Annotated in this window: 16 protein-coding genes; 12 read left to right on the top strand and 4 right to left on the bottom strand. The window is 34.3% G+C overall.

Annotated features, from left to right (window positions below):
• The first annotated feature begins 4 nt into the window (after positions 1–4).
• Positions 5–1339 carry an amidohydrolase family protein gene (locus AXG55_RS10815; RefSeq protein WP_148698135.1) on the top strand — a complete coding sequence of 445 codons (1335 nt, stop codon included), beginning with the start codon at positions 5–7 and terminating at the stop codon, positions 1337–1339.
• A 155-nt stretch (positions 1340–1494) separates the two neighbouring features.
• Positions 1495–1860 carry a DoxX family protein gene (locus tag AXG55_RS10810; RefSeq protein WP_148698134.1) on the top strand — a complete coding sequence of 122 codons (366 nt, stop codon included), beginning with the start codon at positions 1495–1497 and terminating at the stop codon, positions 1858–1860.
• A 2-nt stretch (positions 1861–1862) separates the two neighbouring features.
• Here AXG55_RS10810 and AXG55_RS10805 read toward each other — a convergent pair whose 3' ends face one another.
• Positions 1863–3443, bottom strand: coding sequence for a hypothetical protein (locus tag AXG55_RS10805; protein ID WP_148698133.1), 1581 nt, complete (start codon positions 3441–3443; stop codon positions 1863–1865).
• A 210-nt stretch (positions 3444–3653) separates the two neighbouring features.
• Positions 3654–4397, bottom strand: coding sequence for an L-threonylcarbamoyladenylate synthase (locus AXG55_RS10800; protein WP_148698132.1), 744 nt, complete (start codon positions 4395–4397; stop codon positions 3654–3656).
• A 121-nt stretch (positions 4398–4518) separates the two neighbouring features.
• On the opposite strand from AXG55_RS10800, the gene nuoD reads away from it, so the two are divergent.
• From nuoD to AXG55_RS10765, 7 genes are all read left to right on the top strand, one after another.
• Complete coding sequence (gene nuoD / locus AXG55_RS10795; protein ID WP_148698131.1) at positions 4519–6222, top strand: NADH dehydrogenase (quinone) subunit D; 1704 nt, start codon at positions 4519–4521, stop codon at positions 6220–6222.
• Positions 6223–6232: 10 nt separating this feature from the next.
• Positions 6233–6763: an NADH-quinone oxidoreductase subunit NuoE family protein gene (locus AXG55_RS10790; RefSeq protein WP_148698130.1), complete on the top strand. Its 531-nt coding sequence runs from the start codon at positions 6233–6235 to the stop codon at positions 6761–6763.
• Between the two features lie 12 nt (positions 6764–6775).
• Entirely contained in the window at positions 6776–8068 is a 1293-nt protein-coding gene (gene nuoF / locus AXG55_RS10785) for an NADH-quinone oxidoreductase subunit NuoF (protein WP_233231161.1), read from the top strand.
• A gap of 5 nt (positions 8069–8073) precedes the next feature.
• Complete coding sequence (locus tag AXG55_RS10780) at positions 8074–9543, top strand: NADH-quinone oxidoreductase subunit G (protein ID WP_148698129.1); 1470 nt, start codon at positions 8074–8076, stop codon at positions 9541–9543.
• 10 nt (positions 9544–9553) lie between these two features.
• Positions 9554–10141: a NuoI/complex I 23 kDa subunit family protein gene (locus AXG55_RS10775; RefSeq protein WP_148698128.1), complete on the top strand. Its 588-nt coding sequence runs from the start codon at positions 9554–9556 to the stop codon at positions 10139–10141.
• Between the two features lie 255 nt (positions 10142–10396).
• Positions 10397–11359: a leucine-rich repeat domain-containing protein gene (locus AXG55_RS10770; protein ID WP_148698127.1), complete on the top strand. Its 963-nt coding sequence runs from the start codon at positions 10397–10399 to the stop codon at positions 11357–11359.
• 1 nt (position 11360) lies between these two features.
• Positions 11361–11864, top strand: coding sequence for a hypothetical protein (locus tag AXG55_RS10765; protein WP_148698126.1), 504 nt, complete (start codon positions 11361–11363; stop codon positions 11862–11864).
• 61 nt (positions 11865–11925) lie between these two features.
• Here the strand turns inward: AXG55_RS10765 and AXG55_RS10760 are convergent, their stop codons facing one another.
• Both AXG55_RS10760 and AXG55_RS10755 read right to left on the bottom strand, forming a co-directional pair.
• Complete coding sequence (locus AXG55_RS10760) at positions 11926–12897, bottom strand: SGNH/GDSL hydrolase family protein (RefSeq protein ID WP_148698125.1); 972 nt, start codon at positions 12895–12897, stop codon at positions 11926–11928.
• 89 nt (positions 12898–12986) lie between these two features.
• Complete coding sequence (locus tag AXG55_RS10755; protein ID WP_148698124.1) at positions 12987–14723, bottom strand: AMP-binding protein; 1737 nt, start codon at positions 14721–14723, stop codon at positions 12987–12989.
• Between the two features lie 354 nt (positions 14724–15077).
• Between AXG55_RS10755 and flgM the strand changes: the two genes are divergently transcribed.
• The 3 genes from flgM to flgK are packed head-to-tail and all read left to right on the top strand — an operon-like array spanning position 15078 to position 17493.
• The gene (flgM, locus tag AXG55_RS10750) at positions 15078–15443 is read left to right on the top strand and encodes a flagellar biosynthesis anti-sigma factor FlgM (protein ID WP_148698123.1); all 366 of its coding nucleotides are present in this window, start codon (positions 15078–15080) and stop codon (positions 15441–15443) included.
• Positions 15444–15485: 42 nt separating this feature from the next.
• Complete coding sequence (locus AXG55_RS10745; protein ID WP_148698122.1) at positions 15486–16064, top strand: flagellar protein FlgN; 579 nt, start codon at positions 15486–15488, stop codon at positions 16062–16064.
• 1 nt (position 16065) lies between these two features.
• Positions 16066–17493 carry a flagellar hook-associated protein FlgK gene (flgK, locus tag AXG55_RS10740; RefSeq protein WP_148698121.1) on the top strand — a complete coding sequence of 476 codons (1428 nt, stop codon included), beginning with the start codon at positions 16066–16068 and terminating at the stop codon, positions 17491–17493.
• Positions 17494–17496 lie beyond the last annotated feature (3 nt).

Genomic DNA, 17496 nt, shown 5'->3' with positions numbered 1-17496 from the left:
AATCATGGCGGCAAAAATATGGTCTACAAAAAAGAATAAAAAAATATTATTTAAAAATTCCCCTTGTGTAGTGACAATGCAAGGATGGAATAATATCGAAAATAATAGTATGACACAAAAAGAAATGTCGATTATGCAACACTGCGATGTTGCTATAATCGATGGTGTATTTCATGCTCTAGGGCAAAATTTATCTGAAAAAATTGAAAATTTAAATGAATTTGAAATTATCGATGCATCTCATTTGGTTCTAATTCCTGGTCTCATTGATTGTCATAATCATCCGATTTTTGCAGGAAGTCGAGCTATAGAAACTGTTTTAAAGTCACAAGGAATGACTTACGAAGAAATTGCGGCAAAAAATGGTGGTATTACCGCGACTATGAAAGCAACCCGTGCGGTAACGAAACAAAAATTAACTGAAAATTATAAATCAAATGCAAAAACAGCTTTAGCAAAAGGAGTTGTTTTACTCGAAGCAAAAACAGGATACGGTTTAAATCCGGTTGAAGAAAGAAAAATGCTTGAAGCACTTTATGACGCTTATTTAGGTGAAGATTCCCATGAATTACCAGTATTATCTCCTACATATTTAGGACCTCATGCGGCAAGTCCTGACTATCGAGGTCTAGATAATTATATTCAAGCTTTAGTTGAAGATCTTCCTAATATTGGCGCTTTGGGCGAAGAAGCTGTTAAAAAAGGAATTGCACTTCCTCTTGCGGCAGATATCTTTCTCGAACGAAATTATTTTACAAAGGAACAATCAGAACGTTGGTTGGGCGCGGCTCTGCAACATGGTTTAGATATTCATATTCACTCTGACGAGTTTTCCCGCAGTGGCGGAGCAGAACTTGCTGCGGAACTGGCGCGACGTGTTGAACAAACATCACGAAAAAGAAGACAAAAAGGCAGGGTTTTAACGGTTGATCATTGCCAATATTCCACAGAATCTGATTTAGGGCGTCTTGCTGCTCTTGGTGTGATAGCTGTTGCTTTACCAGCAACAAGTTTTTTTAGTCGCATTCCTTATGTTGACGCTAAAAGATGGCGCGCATCCGGTGTTCGTGTTGCCATTGCCAGCGATTTTAATCCAGGAAGTTCCATTGCAAATAACATTTGGTTTGCTTGTTACCTTGCTTTATCGCAGTGCGCTTTTTCATTGCCCGAGGTTTATGCGGGAGTTACAGTGAATGCGGCATTTGCTTTGGGCGCTGAAGATTCCTATGGCACAATTGAATTAGGAAAAAAAGCAAGCCTTGTGGCATTTGAAGGAAACTGTGTCGAAGATTTCTTTGCATCACCCATTGGTGATCATGTGAGACATGTAGTTTTGTAGTATTTGAATATTTCTTTCAATTTATGGGATATTAAATTAAATCTGAAATCTTTAATTTTACTAATGACAAAATTAAGATATTTTTTTTGGCGCATTTTTATTGCTCTAATTTCATTATAAAATACTTTCGTTACATTTTTAGTATAGGAGGTTTTATGGGAGCTGTTAGAAAGCTTAAATTTATTTATTGGATTGTTACATTAGCATTTTTATCTTTAATGGTCTTTTCTGCAATCGGTTATCTAACTGCAAATCCGCAAATGGTTGAGGGAGTAAAGGCTCTTGGCTATCCTGTTTACTTGCTGAAAATTTTAGGTATTGCTAAAATATTAGGCGCTATTGCTATTTTGTATGGTCGATTTCAAACTCTCAAAGAATGGGCTTACGCTGGATTTGTGATTAATGTTATTGGTGCTTCTATGTCTCACTATTTTAATGGTGATCCTTTATCTAAAGTCGCAGTTCCTCTTTTTGTGCTTGTGATTATTTTAATATCTTATATGCTATGGAAAAAGAAATAGTTTTATAAAAATTTAGATTTATTTTGTTTTCTTTTAATGCTGTGGCTATATTCAGAGGTAATTTTCTTAAAATTATTTTTCATAAATACGTTGAGTGGTTCGTTTTGAATTTGTTTATTTTTATTGATTTCTAATTTAATTTGTTCAATAAGTTTGTCTTTGTGTTTATTTACCCAAATTCCACTCATAAATATTTTTGGAATTCCTGGTAGCTTTATATTATTCAATTCTGCGCAATTTATTTTTATTAAATTACACGATTTATTTAATATTAATTCTGCAGTTTTAGAATTTTGTATACTCATAAATTCAATATAAATAGACGGATATTTTTCTTTGTTTTTGCTGATATATTTTTTATGGTAAATTTCTGCAAAATGATTCGATGCTTTGATACCTTCATCGTAATTGCCTTCTCCTTTTTTGGATTCACAACCTATATCTGTATTTAGAGGAGAAACATATTCTTTAGGCTTCGCTTCGCTATCTATAAACCAAGCTCTTTTTTCTTGATTGCTGAGAGTTTGTAGTTTATCGCCTTCAATGTTCACGAAAATTAAGTGATAGGGTTTATATATGAATTCCTCTTTAAAGAATTTATAGCCCGATTCAAGAGAGGGTGTATAGTAATGCCTTACAAAGGTGAGTGGTTCAATAATATGAACGTTATGATTCATAGCTACTTTTTTAATTTTACTTTTTACATCAAACTTTGTCATGGCATGTAAATCTGAAATTCCTGAATATCCTAAGACTAAGGCGCATTGAAGAACAACATTTCTTATTTGAGAAACATTTCTTGGAATTCCGCCATCAATAAATATAAAATCTTGAATAAACGATCCATTCGCAGGTATATTAGAGCTAAGTGAAAAGTTTTGATTCGCTAAATAATCGATAATTCTTTTTGAATTAAAAGATTTTCCCACTCCTGAGGGGCCCGCTACAATAATGTGAGCTTTATGATCCCATTTTATTTTATCACAATGAAATGAGCCGTTTAAAATGACTGCCTTGTGAAAATGTTTACTTTTATTTTCTTCTGCAATGGCTTTTTTATATTGAGTTAATAACTCACGACTTCCTAAAATTTCTTCTAAAGTAATTTTTGTTTTGTATAATTGAGTTTTTATTTTGATTTCAACCAATCGTAACCTAAAAAGCTCTAAAAACTTTGTCCTTTCTTGTTTTGATTCACTTGTAGAAGGGCTTATTGTATTCAAAAAACTTTTTAGATTAGGAGAGGGAGATTTTTGGGGAGCGATTTCTTTCAAAAAATGTTGAAAAATAGTCATGACTTGAGTGAATCTGAAGCTGTATGCATAGGCATTATTTTTGCTAATTTCTTTAATTTTTTGAATATAATCATTTTTATTTGATTCATTAATTTTTTCTGTATTTGAGATAATGTATATTATATTATTTAGAAAAAAAATAAATCCCTCTTTCCAATTGTTAGCTGTTTTAAAAAATTCATCATTATAACCGTAGATGTCAATAAATGGGATGTATAAATATCTAATTACCTCAGAGAGATAGCTGGTTATTCCATTTTTAATTTGTTCATAATTTGAATGAGTCATAAAGTTATTCCAATAAAATTAAGAAAATAATCATATAAATGCAGTATAAATCTTGTAGCAAAGATTACCATAACTAAATTTTTTTAATTTTACAATTTTTTTTTGTTTCTATTTGAAAATTTTTTCTGATGCTACGCATAATTTAATTTGAAGAAATTAATTTTAAAAAATAGATATATTACTATTTATTTGTATTTATTGAGTTGAATTTTATTCAAAAATACCTAAAAATTCCAATTCCCATCCCCCATCGCGGAGTAACTGAGGAGGATTTTCTGTAAAGTCAACAATGGTTGAAACATGTATGGGTACGATTTCATTTATTTCAATGGCAAGGTCTATTCTTCCATGAGCCGCAGTTTGGTGACAAATATCTGTTACGTTAGTCCACCAGAAATCTTGTTCCACTTTGTTTTCAAAATATTCTTGAGCAATGAGCTCGTCTTCATCGGTCACACTTGTTACAAGAAGGGGGTATTGTAGCTCGTGTAGTATGCTACTTATAATGGGATGATTGGAGATGCGAATTCCCACTGTTTTTCTTTTGCTTCCCGATGCAATTTTGGGAGTATTTTTTGTGCTTGGTAAAACGAAGGTATAGGGGCCTGGCCAGGCGCGGGTTGCAATACGAAAGGTTTGTGTGTTTAAATTTGCTATTTTGCTTACTTGGGAAATATCTTTGCACAAGAGACTGAAAGGTTTGTTTTTAGGGTGACCGGGGCGTAACCGCAAAAGTTTATCATGAGTGGAATCCTGGGACGCTGATCCTATAAAACAGTAACCGGTTTCGCTCGGAGCGAGGACGATTCCCCCGCCGTCAAGAATTTCGATGACTTCTTTAATGCGTCTTTTATCAGGATTCTTTTGATGTATGCTTAAAACTTGGGTCATGCGATTGCCTTCTTTCCCATTATGAGAGAATGAGTTTGTACAATGTGAAAACACTTTTGTCATTTCATCTTTTCTTGAAGGATTGAGTTTCTTTCACATTCCACTTACTGCAAGTTGACATATGATTCGAGATGAATTCTTATGGCACCGAAAATGTAGCACGTCAGGGGAGGATATATCCGCGATGGATGCTTTTTACGCTACGATTATTGATGATTTGAAAAAAATAGTACCAGCAGAATTTCTGCAATTTGAAGAGCGCACACAGTTTACAAGTGAGCAAACTCTTATAGTTGACAAAGAAAAAATAATTGAGGTCATGTCATGTCTTCATGACAATCATGGTTTTCATTTTTTAATGGATCTCTGTGGGGTGGATTGGCCAGAGAGAGCACAACGTTTTGATGTTGTGTATCATTTGCTTTGTCCTAAATTAAAAAAACGTTTGAGAATAAAATGTTCTGTGGGAGAGAAAGAATTTATTCCCTCAATACATTCTGTTTGGAAAGTGGCCAACTGGCTTGAGCGTGAAGCATGGGACATGTATGGCATACAATTTGCCGGTCATCCTGACATGCGAAGAATATTAACTCATCATGAATTTGTAGGACATCCTATGCGTAAGGATTATCCTGCCGATCAAAATCAAGCTATGCGTGGAGAAGCGCTGGAAAATACTTTTGATCGTGATAGACAGCGCCTCATGAGTAAATACGATCATGAAGATCTTATGTGGATTAATATTGGTCCTGCGCATCCCGCAACTCATGGTACCTTACGCTTTATGTCCGTTATTGACGGTGGTGAACGCATTAGGGAAATGGATGTTGAAATTGGATATTTGCATCGTTGTTTTGAAAAGATGTGTGAAACACATAATTATAATCAAATTATTCCTTATACAGATCGCTTAAATTATTGTTCTTCACCCATGAATAATAGTGCTTTTTGTGAAACTATAGAAAAACTTATTGGTATTAAAGTACCACCGCGTGCGCAAATGATGCGCATGATTATTGATGAACTTTCTCGTATAATGGATCATTTTGTTTGTATTGGGACAAATCTTGTTGACTTAGGCGCCATTACGGCTTTCTTCTATTTATTTGAAGAGAGAGAAGATATTTATACCTTATTTGAAAGTCTTTGTGGAGCAAGGCTCACTGTTTCTTTAATGAGAATTGGTGGGATGGGTTTTGATGTTCCCGAAGGTTGGCTAGAAAACTGTAGCACTGTTGTCGACAAAATAGAAAAACGTCATCAAGAAGTTGAAAATCTTGTGACGACAAACAGAATTTTTGTGCAACGTACAAAAGGATCGGGAATTCTTCCAAAGGATCTTGCTGTGCAACACGGCTACACAGGACCTTGCTTAAGAGCAACTGGTTTTGAATATGACATCCGCAAAGAAGAGCCTTATTGGTTTTACGATCAAGTCGATTTCGACGTGCCTGTAGGAACCCATGGCGACACTTATGATCGTTACCTTGTTCGTATGGAAGAAGTTCGTCAAAGTATTAAAATCATCCGCTGGTGTTTAAAAAATATGCCCGGAGGACCTATCAATGTTCCCGATAAAAATATCGTGTTACCATCTAAGAAAGATGTGTATGGAAATATTGAAGGATTAATGAATCACTTTATGCTGATAATTAAAGGTGTACAACCACCTGTTGGTGAGATTTATCACCGCAGCGAAGCGGCAAATGGTGAACTCGGTTTTTATGTTATTTCTGATGGTACGGGAAATCCTTATAGAGTGAAGTGTCGTGCTCCTTCTTTTTCAATATTAAGTGGATTTCCAGCTATGGTTCACGGCAATTTTCTTGCCGATGCTGTTGCGGCTCTAGGTAGTATTAACATCATTGCAGGCGAACTCGATAGATAAGGGGCAATTTATGCCATATTTTTCTCCAGAATTAACTAAAATCATAGAAGGCTTTTTAAAGCGCTATGAAACAAAACGTTCCAGTATTCTTCCTATTCTTCATGCTGTTCAAGATGAAAAAGATTGGATATCGGATCAAGACATCGATGCTCTTGAAAAAGAATTTGGTTTATCGGTTATTGATGTTCGTGAAGTGATGACTTTTTATACCATGTACAGAAAATCACCACCCAAACCTTATCGCTTTGAAATTTGTAAGAGCATTTCATGTTGGTTGATGGGGGCAAACGAATCTATTGAAGCTGTAAAAAAAGAAATTGAAAAAGCGAAAAAAGAAGGTAGAGAACTCCCCTTTGAAGTTCATGGCGTCGAATGTTTGGGACAATGTGGTTATGCTCCATCAACTTTAATTAACAAAGATCGACATAATAACGTAACGCCCGAAAAAGCGCTGGCACTTATTAAAGAATATAGTGCAAAAGAATTGCCAAAAGCTGCTGTCAATTGTGCCGCAAATCTTGCAGCTTCTCAAAAGAAATAAGGAGATTTTTTAATGCCTGTTATCATGAACGAATACCAAGGTCGTAAGCCCGATGAGTTTCGTATTTTATTAGGTCTTGAAGGTCATCCCGATTCGCGTAATATTAAAACTTATATTGAAAAAAGTAACGGCTATAAAGCCCTTGAAAAAGTTTTAAAAGGTGGCATGTCTCCAGATGATGTCATTAATACGGTCAAAGCTTCGGGACTTCGAGGACGTGGCGGTGCCGGATTTCCCACGGGATTAAAATGGAGCTTTGTCCCTAAAGGACCTGGTGAAAAATATTTAATTACGAATTTTGATGAAGGCGAACCAGGCACTTACAAAGACTGTTATATTTCCGAAGTAACACCTCATTCGTTGGTTGAAGGGAAAATTATTGCAGGTTATGCAATAGGGGCGCAAAAAAGTTACATCTATATTCGTGGCGAATTTTATAATGAAATTAAATGGTGTGAACAAGCCATTCGTGAAGCTTATGATGCTGGATATTTAGGTGAAAATATTATGGGCTCGGGTTTTACGCATCATATGGACGTATATTCGGGAGCAGGAGCTTATATCTGTGGCGAAGAAACCGGCCTTATTTCTTCTCTGGAAGGAAAAAAAGGACAACCGAAATTAAAACCTCCTTTTCCAGCTGTGAAAGGATATTTAGGTAAGCCTACTGTTGTAAATAACGTGGAATCTTTAGCTGTTGTACCATGGATAATTCATAATGGTCCCGATGCTTACAAAAAATTTGGCACAGAAAAATCTCCTGGTACAAAATTATTCAACGTCAGCGGACCTATTGCACGTCCTGGTTGTTATGAATTGCCTTTAGGTTATCCTTTAATGCGATTTATTAATGAAGATTGTGGCGGATTAATTGGTGGAAAAAAACTAAAAGGTCTTATTCCTGGTGGGTCTTCTGCGCCTATATTAACGGCAAAAGAATGTGAAAATGTCACACTCGATTATGAATCTATTGCAGCTGCGGGCTCCATGTTAGGTTCGGGTGCTATAATTGTGATTCCTGAAGGTGTGGGAATGCCTGATGTGCTTGAAAATTTAATGGATTTTTATTCCCATGAATCTTGCGGACAATGCACTCCTTGTCGCGAAGGAACCGGTTGGCTTTATAAAATGTCAAAATCAATTTTAAAAGGAAATGCGACTAAAGCCGATTTTTCTCGCATTAATACCGTTGCAAACAATATGCGTGGAAAAACAATTTGTGTACTTTCCGACGCTGCTGCCGATCCTGCAAGAGCTATTATTGCTAAGTTTGCGCATGAATTTGAACCATATCTTAAAGGGTAATTAAAATGTCAGAAACTGTTAAGTTAACAATTGATGGCAAAGAAGTCACCGTACCAAAAGGAACTTCTATCATTGAAGCAACAGAAATATTAGGAATTGAAATTCCTCGTTTTTGTTGGCATCCCGGTCTTTCCGTTGCGGGTGTCTGCCGTTTTTGTATGGTAAAAATTGAAGGAATGCCAAAACTACAAATCGCTTGTAATACAACATGCACAGAAGGCATGAAAGTCATTACAGTCAGTGATGAAGTTAAAGAAGCTCACAAATGGGCTTTGGAATTTCATTTGATCAATCACCCACTCGATTGCCCTATTTGCGATCAAGCTGGTGAGTGTGAATTGCAAAATTATTATATGAAAGTGGGTAAGTACACTTCGCAAATGGATGAAGACAAAGTCCTGAAGCCAAAAGCTTTAGATGTTGGCGACAATCTTGTCCTCGATACAGAACGCTGTATTTTATGCTCACGTTGCGTTCGCTTTGAAGATGAAGTGACAAAAACAAGTTCCCTCGGTATTTTTAATCGCGGTGATCATGCTGTTATTGGAACATTTCCAAATCGTAAAATTCAACATAATTATAGTTATAATATTGTTGATATTTGCCCTGTTGGTGCTTTTACTGCGAAAGATTTCCGTTTTAAATGTCGTGTTTGGTTTTTAAGTGAAACTAAAACTGTATGTCCTGGTTGTTCCACGGGTTGTAACGTTACTTTATTTGGGCATAAAAATCAGCGTGAATATTATCGCTTAAAACCACGTAAAAATGTGGACGTTAATGGTCACTGGATGTGCGATTATGGTCGTACGATGTATGTTCATTTAAATGCAGATCAAAGAATGGCGGCTCCGTCTTTAAATGGCAAACACTTGTCTTGGGATAAGTTGAAACCAGAGTTTACCAATAAATTATCTTCATTAAAAGGAAAAGCGGATCAAGTGGCCTTGGTGCTTTCTCCCCAATATACCAATGAAGAATATGAAAATATTTTTAACTCATTAAAGTCCGCATTAGGTGGAATGCCAAAGGTTTATATTTGGCGTGATTCAAAAGAAGTTATAGATAAATTTGATGGTATTTTAATGCGTGGAGATTTGCATCCGAATACCATCGGTTTAAAACAAGTTCTAGAAAAGCATTCTATTAATGCTGTAACTTTAAGTGGTGACTTTTCTCCATTAGCATCACAAAAAGCGACTTTAAATTTAGTTTTTGGCCCTGAAATTGAAAAGTCTTATTCGCAATTTGCTAATGAAGTGACCCGATTTGCCGAGCTTTCTAATGTGATTTATTTTGGTACTACGATAAATAACGTAACAAAGAAGTTTGCCCTTGCGATACCGACAAAAGTATTTGCAGAAAAGAATGGGACTTTCGTGAATTATAAGGGTATCACTCAAAAGTTAAAAGCAAATCCGCCTGTGTTCCCTGCTATGCTGGGGCTCGAAGATATTTTATCAGAAATGAAAGCGTGAGGAATGGACAATGGGATATATTAATGTATCAAAAGATCCTCAAAAAAGTTTGAAAAACGGATATCTTGCAACAACGTTGCTTGGTTTAGGACAAACTATTTCTGTTTTTGCAAAACAACTTTTGAAGCTGGAAGAATCTGTGACTATCCAATGGCCAGAAGTAGAATATCAATACTCTGAACGCTTTAAAGGCGCCCACTTTTTAACGAAACGTCCTGACGGACAAGTGCGCTGCACAGCCTGTTTCTTGTGTGCGACAAACTGTCCCGCTCAATGCATTACCATTGTGGCAGGTCAATCCTCTGATAAAGGAATTGAAAAGTTTCCTTTGCGTTTCGAAATTGATATTTTGCGTTGTGTATTTTGCGGTTATTGTGAAGAAGCATGTCCTGTGGATGCCATTCGTTTGGGTTCAGAATATTCTATGGCTGGTTTGCCCGAGCAAAAATGGGTTTATACAAAAGATTATTTATTAAATAGACCTGAAAATAAGAAACGTCTTGGTGATAAGCAAATATCCAAGAAAGAAGAAAATGTGAAAGATCCCTCAGTGGAAAGCAAATTACCTCATATTCACCGCACAGGCAGTGGTCATTAAATTTATTTTTAATTTTTTGATCAATTTAAATATATTGAAAAATATTTTTTATTATCTTATTTAAAACAAAAGTAACAACAATATATGTAAATAGAATATTTGTCTTATTCTTGAATTTTATGAATCCAAGGTTTAGAATTAAGCGATTGAAAAATGAAATAGGAGAATTATTTTAAAATTAGAGATTTATTCATTATTAAAATAATTTATTTCACAATTCAATGAGACAATTTAAAATTCTTAAGGAGTATGTCCATGAAATTTTTGTTTCAGAATAAAGAATTTAAGAATTTATGCATAATAAGTATTTTAATTGTTACACTTTTGGGTTGTACAAGACAATTTAATAGAGATGATACTAATTCTGGTAGCTCTGATATTAAGCCACTTCTTCCTAGTGCATCTATTAATTTTAATACGGATACAAGTGATGTCGTTCCTCCGCTCGTTTATTTGCTGGGCGGTGTTGCTTTATATAAAGTGGATGATAAGAATGATGTGGCAAGCGCGCCTGGATTTTCTGGAGTTGGTTTGGTAACATTTCCTGCAATTTCATTTACTGCGAATCCTGTCAATTCCGCAAAAAATATGAAAGTTGTAACTATTAATGCAGGGCAACCTGCTTTTTGTAAAAATGTTGTTTTTACTATTGCGAATAACTTCATATATGTTTCAAACCCACTTTCAAATAAACTTCCAACTATGACGACTTGTACTTACTCCCTCACTTCAAGTACTTTTTCAATTCCCGCGAATTCAATTACGTTTACCTTTAATTATACTGTGCAAGACTGGGCTTCTTCCTTAGGGGATAATCCTGATGGAAAACCTTCTTACGCAAAACTTACAGCAAAAAGAATTATGAAATATTATTCAGATAAAAATCTTTCAGATTCTAAATTAGATTTCAAAGGACAAACTATTTTCGATGTGTCTCCTTTTACTGCTTTAGTAAAGCTTCAGACATTAAATTTATCCGATAATTTTATTCAAGATATCAATCCATTGATGCATTTAACAAATCTGACATCTTTAAATCTATTTGATAATGAAATTAAATTTATTCCAGATTCTATAACAAAATTAAAATTGAATTTTTTAAGTTTTAACACAAATTCCATTTTGTCACTTTCACCCACAACCTATTCTTTTATAAAAAGTATTAATCCTGACTCTTTATATGGAAATCCAGGAACAGCAACCAATTTTGGGAATTAAAATGATTAAATTTTTTCGTAAAAAATATCTTTATCTCATTATGACTTCTTTATTCACAATCAGTTGTAAAAAAGAGACTATATCTTCCTCTGCTCAAGGTGAAACTCCTATTGTGCCAAATTCGAAAAGTGTTAATATTACTTATACAGGAAATAACTCAACACCTAGTATTTATAATCTCACATTGAATTATTCAAACAGTACCCATAAATTTTATTTAGGTGGGCATGATAATATTGAGTTTTCTCAAATTAATTTTAATATTATTCCAAGTTTATTAGGTATTTCAAGTTTAAATATTAATTCTATTCCTTCAAATAATTCTTTCTGTAACAGTGTATTTATTATAAAACCTGGAACTGAAGAGGGGACTGGTATAATTATATTAAATGATAATGTTTCAAAGAACTCTTTGACTCAGTCTATAACTTGTAATTATAGTATTGCTTCTAAATTTTATACGGTTTTATCAAATTCACTTGAGGTAACGTTTAATAAAATTTAGTATTAATATTTTTAATTTCTCAATTCCCCGTTATTAGAAAATAATTTTATTTTTTCTTTAATTAAAGTTGCGCACATTTATCAAGTTGTATTTTATTCGGTGGGTTAAGTATGTCATGTTCGGCAAGATTTTTCTGAATTTCATAAGCGGCAAAGCAGTGAATTTTTGTAGAAGGATGCACTAAATCCCAAAAAAGGTGATCTTTGGGAGTATCGCAAGCGACATTAGGATTGGGTGTATTACTGGGAACGCCAACGTAACATGAATTTTCTGTGTTTTTTACAAAAAATTGAGTTGGATTTTTTTCAATATTAATAAGCATGCTCTTGGCATCAAAAAGTACGACTTTTATATTGTCATCTTTATGAGCTCCATTAAAATGATGAACACGTCTTCCAATAAATAAATTTTCAATGCGGACAATGGTACTCAGTACCCATTTCATATTTTTGTAGCTTTCCACATCTTTTGTTAGTGCAATACGACCTAAATCAGGCAGGTTTGCTACCATGATATAACGAGCTCCTTTGTCCTTTAATTTTTCAACCCCTTTGATAATATCTCCGGATATATTCCAAAGTGATTTGCTCGTTTGCAAAGGTTTTTTAAAATCCATTGTAAAAATATTATTTGCACCTGCCCAAACAACATATAGAGTGTTGTCTGAATTTAAATTTTTATCTTTATTTTTTTTTAAATAATTATCGATCTGTTCTGTTAATTCAATGGCCTCAGGGTATCTGGGATTTTTTCCCGACGTGAGAGCCCCTAAATAAGCATAATCTTCAAGTTTTGCGCCTATGGCTTGTGCAAGGTATTCTACCCAGACAGCACCGTTTGTTGCGCGTCCATCGACATAGGGAGGCAGCGGCATGGGTTTTATGGTAGATTTAGAAGCATTGAAATAATTTCCATTGTCTGACAGGCTATCACCAAAAACGACAATGTTTTTTATAGCAAGCTTTGTTTCTGAGGCTCTTATCGAAAAACAAAAATAAATGCTCAATAGAATAGGAAATAATTTTAATTTCATGGATCTCTCCCTTAATATGTATATTCAAAGAAGTTACGATGAATTAAATTGTATCAAACTTCTTTAAAAATAAGAGTACCATAACAAAATTATTTTATTGTTTTTAATGCTTCTTCTTTTAGATTTTTTCTCAGAATTTTTCCAATGGGTGTTTTAGGTAACTCAGTTCGAAATTCAATAGATTTTGGTACTTTATAATGCGTGATATATTTATGGCAATGTTCAAGTATTTTTTCTTCCGTAAGTGTAGGGTCTTTTTTCACGATATATGCTTTTACAGATTCACTTGTTTTTGCGTTTGGCACGCCAATGACGGCGACTTCACCCACTCCTGCAAGTTTCGCAATACAATCTTCAACTTCGTTGGGATAAACGTTAAATCCACTGACAAGGATCATATCTTTTTTTCTATCCACAATTTTAATGTAGCCATCATTGTCCATGACGCCCACATCACCTGTTAAAAGCCAGTTTTCTTTTAAACATTTAGATGTTTCATCAGGACGTTGCCAATATCCTTTCATAACTTGGGGACCTCTTACAGCAATTTCTCCCGTCTCTCCAATAGGAACTGTGTTTCCCTCTTCGTTTATGAGTACGACATCGGTTCCTGGTACGGGAACACCTACAGTATCCGATTTCACAACTCCATTGAGAGGGTTAAAGCTGACAACGGGTGATGCTTCGGTGAGGCCAAATCCTTCAACGACAGGTGTTTTTGTTACGTTAAGCCATCTTTCAGAGACTGCTTTATGTAGAGAAGCCCCTCCTGCAATAGACGCTTTTAAATGTTTTGGGGGATTTTGAGAAAACCATGTCTCGTTAAGTAGTCCATTAAATAAGGTATTGACTCCTGAAATCCAGGAAATATTTTTCATTTCGAAGGCTTTTTTAATATTTTTTAATGGCCTTGGGTTAGGAATTAAAACGCTTTCTCCGCCACAATAATAAAAAGTAATTAAATTCACTGTAAATGCAAAAATATGATATAAAGGTAAAACAGATAAAATTACTTCGTTACCTTTAGATAGTTTAGCTTTACCCATTTCATTTATTTGGTACATATTTGCAATTAAATTTCGATGAGTGAGCATGGCTCCTTTACTCACACCCGTCGTGCCGCCAGTATATTGTAAAGCGCATAAATCATCTAATTTAATGGTTTTCCAATAATCTTGAACGTTAATATTTTTATTTTTCTGTATTTCCGCACCTTTTGCAACGGATAATGTAAATGATGTTGAATAGACTTCGCATTTTGGGATTTGTTTTTTAACATACTTTAATACCGATTGAACTAATGTTTTCTGTAATAAAGGAAAAAAATCAGCAACCTTTACAAGTATGACTTTTTCAATATTTGTATTTGGGATTACTTCTGTTAATTTGTCAGCAAACATATCAATGATAATTAATATTTTTGCACCACTATCTTTAAATTGATGCTGCATTTCAAAGGAAGTATAAAGAGGATTTGCATTGACTATGACGCCACCCGCTTTGAAAGTACCAAATACAGCAATGGGATAACTTAAGCAGTTTGGCATTTGTATGGCGATTCTGTCGCCTTGTGAAATTTTAGCCTCTTCTCTTAAATAAACAGCAAAAGCATCGGAGTATTTTTCAACATCAGCGTAAGTGAGTGCGCGTGCCATACCGTTCGGTAAAATCATGCTTGTTGAAATATTTTGATTCCACTGGGCAGAGCACTTTGTAACCATGTCAGCTAAATTTGCAAATTCATATTCTGAAAGTTCAAGATTCGTACCCGGGCCATAATGTGATTGCCAAGGACGATCCTTACATTCGATTGTTTTACCTGCCATTTTCGTTCTCCTCTATTCAACTTTAGGCGGATTGTATAGAATCATGTAGAAACGTCAATTTCAACGTTAAAAATAATATACATATTTTTTAGATAGAAATTTTTTTTTCTATTTTAATTTATTTGAAATTAATGAATAATCTCTTGTGATTGATATTTTATAATATTTGTAAATTTTAAAAAATATAAAATTTATACTTTTTTTCCTAGGAATGGGTATTTATTATGTGTTCTTTTATTTTTCTGGATATTGTTTCCTAAATAGCATATGTTTTGACAAGAAAGACTTAATTTCCCTCTGAAGTTTTTCAAATAAAAGTTACTCTAAATCAATCTTTTTGAAAGGAGTATAGCGATGAGTGTGAATAGTATTAAAAACTCACCATCTGTCGTAAACCCAAATGCCATTCAAACGGCTGATCCTGGAAAAGCAGAAAGAGCTGCACCCAAAAGTGGAGCCGCTGCTTATGCGAAAGCAAACAATAATCCCACAATTAAAGAAGCGGCCAATGTGCAAATTTCTCAACGGGCTAAAGATATGAGTTTAGCTAAGAAAATTGCAGATGAAACACCAGATATCAGAGAAGATAAAGTGGCTCACTTTAAAGATCTCATTGATAAAGGTGAATATAAGGCTGATTCAGAAAAAATTGCAAATTCTATTTTGCAAGAAGCAATGCGTGATGAAATTGCAAGAGATCCCAGTTTTATTTATAAATAGGTCAATAATATTGAATTAAAATTTAATAATTGAAAGAAATATATGGATGAGCTATTAAATTTAATTATCCAATTTAATGAAATTTTAAAGAAACAAATTGCTTCTTATGTTGAATTTATTCCTATTTTGGATGAAGAAGAAACAGCTATAGCAAATTACGATTTAATAGCACTAGAAAGAATTGTTATTGTAAAAGATCAGCATTCTCGTATTGCACAATCAATAGAAGAAAGAAGAATTCAAATATTAAAAAAAATATGCTATATGATTGCCTTCGATCCAAGAGGGCAAAATTTATCTTTAAACTTATTTAAATTTACTTTTTCCACTTATTTGAAGAATATAAAAACTCTAATTAATGAAGAAATGTTTGCAAAATTATTAGAACAAGAATGCGCTTTTAATTCAACAGCATCAGAATTTGAGAAAACGTTTGAGTTTGTATATCCAAGGATATATAGAAATCAAGTTATTTTAAAGAAATTATCAAAAAATGTTTCAATGTCTATTAGTTTATTTCAATCGGAAGCGGAAGCCGGTATGAATTATGATTCGCTAGGAAAAGCACAATCTCTTACAAATAAAAATACAGGTATTTCATCGATGCGTGTAAAGGCATAAAATGGTTGCAACATTAAACCACATTTTGAATATGGGAAGTGAGTCCTTACAAAATTCAAGGGTGGGAGTCGATGTCACAGGGCATAATATTTCCAATGCCCAAACACCAGGCTATAGCAGACAAATTGTTAACTTAGAGACAAAATGGCCTATAGAATATGGTTTGCAAATATTTGGAGATGGCGCTCGTATACAAAATATTCGAAGGGCGCATGACAAATTTATCGAAGGTCAGTTGCGTCGTGAAGTTCAAGTGCAAAGTCGTACCGAAACCTTGTCCGAAGGATTAAAAAAGTTAGAAAGTTTTTTTAATCCCGATTTAACTTCCACCATTCGCGATCGTTTTACAAGCTTTACAAATTCCATAAGGGAATTGGCAAATTTTCCAGAAGAACCTTCTGTACGTATTAATACTATTGAAAGTGGGAAGGGGCTAGCGCAATCTTTTAATTCAACCCATGCCAATATTGTTCAAGTTCAGACTGATGCCAATGAGGAAATAAGACAAAATATTAAGTTAGTAAATCAAAAAATTGCTGAAGTAGCAAAATTAAATGGACAAATTCGTGAAATGGGAGCAGCAAGTCCTTCTGATGTAAATGATCTTGAAGACAGGCGTGATAAACTTGTTAAAGAAATAGGGAGTATTGTAGATATTAATCCTTATAAAGATAATAACGATCAAATGACTATTCGTGGCCCTGCTGAATGTTTGTTAGTTGAGGGAAGCCTTGCTTCACGTTTTGTCATTGATGATGTTTATACACCCAATCATCAGCCCGATATTTTGGTATCCGAATTTGAAAAAGAACGTTACTTTGATATGACTCATAATATTAAAACAGGAAAAATGGGAGCATTATTACAAATTCGTGATAAATATGCACAAGGATTAAGAGATGAAGTAAACGGTTTAGCTAAAGGTTTTGCAGATTCATTTAACGCCATTCATGAAAAAGGATATGGAATAAATGACATGCGTGAAACCAATGGAAGAGCTTTTTTTGATGGACTTGATGGCCCGGGAGAGCCAGCACAGGATATTAGTGTTTCCTTAGGTATTGTTTACAATCCCAATGCAATTGGTGCCGCAATGTCAACAATGACTCCTGGTGATAACGTTGTCGCAAATCAACTTGTCAAACTCTTTTATGAACCTTTATTTGATGATAAAACAACTACAGTAACAGGTGTGTACGATAAAATGATTAGCAAGCTCGGCATTTCGGCTTTAAAAACAAAGGAAGAAGCAACTGCTGCTCAAATTGTTTTTGACAGGCTAAAAGCACAACGTGAAAGTGTGGCTGGTGTTTCTTTAGACGATGAAGCAGCAAATCTTTTAAAGTATCAGCATTTATTTACGGCAAGTTCGAGAATTGTCACAACAGCGGATGAAATGTACAAAACAGTACTCGATCTAAAAAGATAATTT

The sequence above is a fragment of the Silvanigrella aquatica genome, from assembly GCF_001907975.1.
Taxonomy (GTDB): domain Bacteria; phylum Bdellovibrionota_B; class Oligoflexia; order Silvanigrellales; family Silvanigrellaceae; genus Silvanigrella; species Silvanigrella aquatica.
Note: the sequence above shows the minus strand (reverse complement) of the source record. Positions and strands in the feature narration are given on the sequence as shown.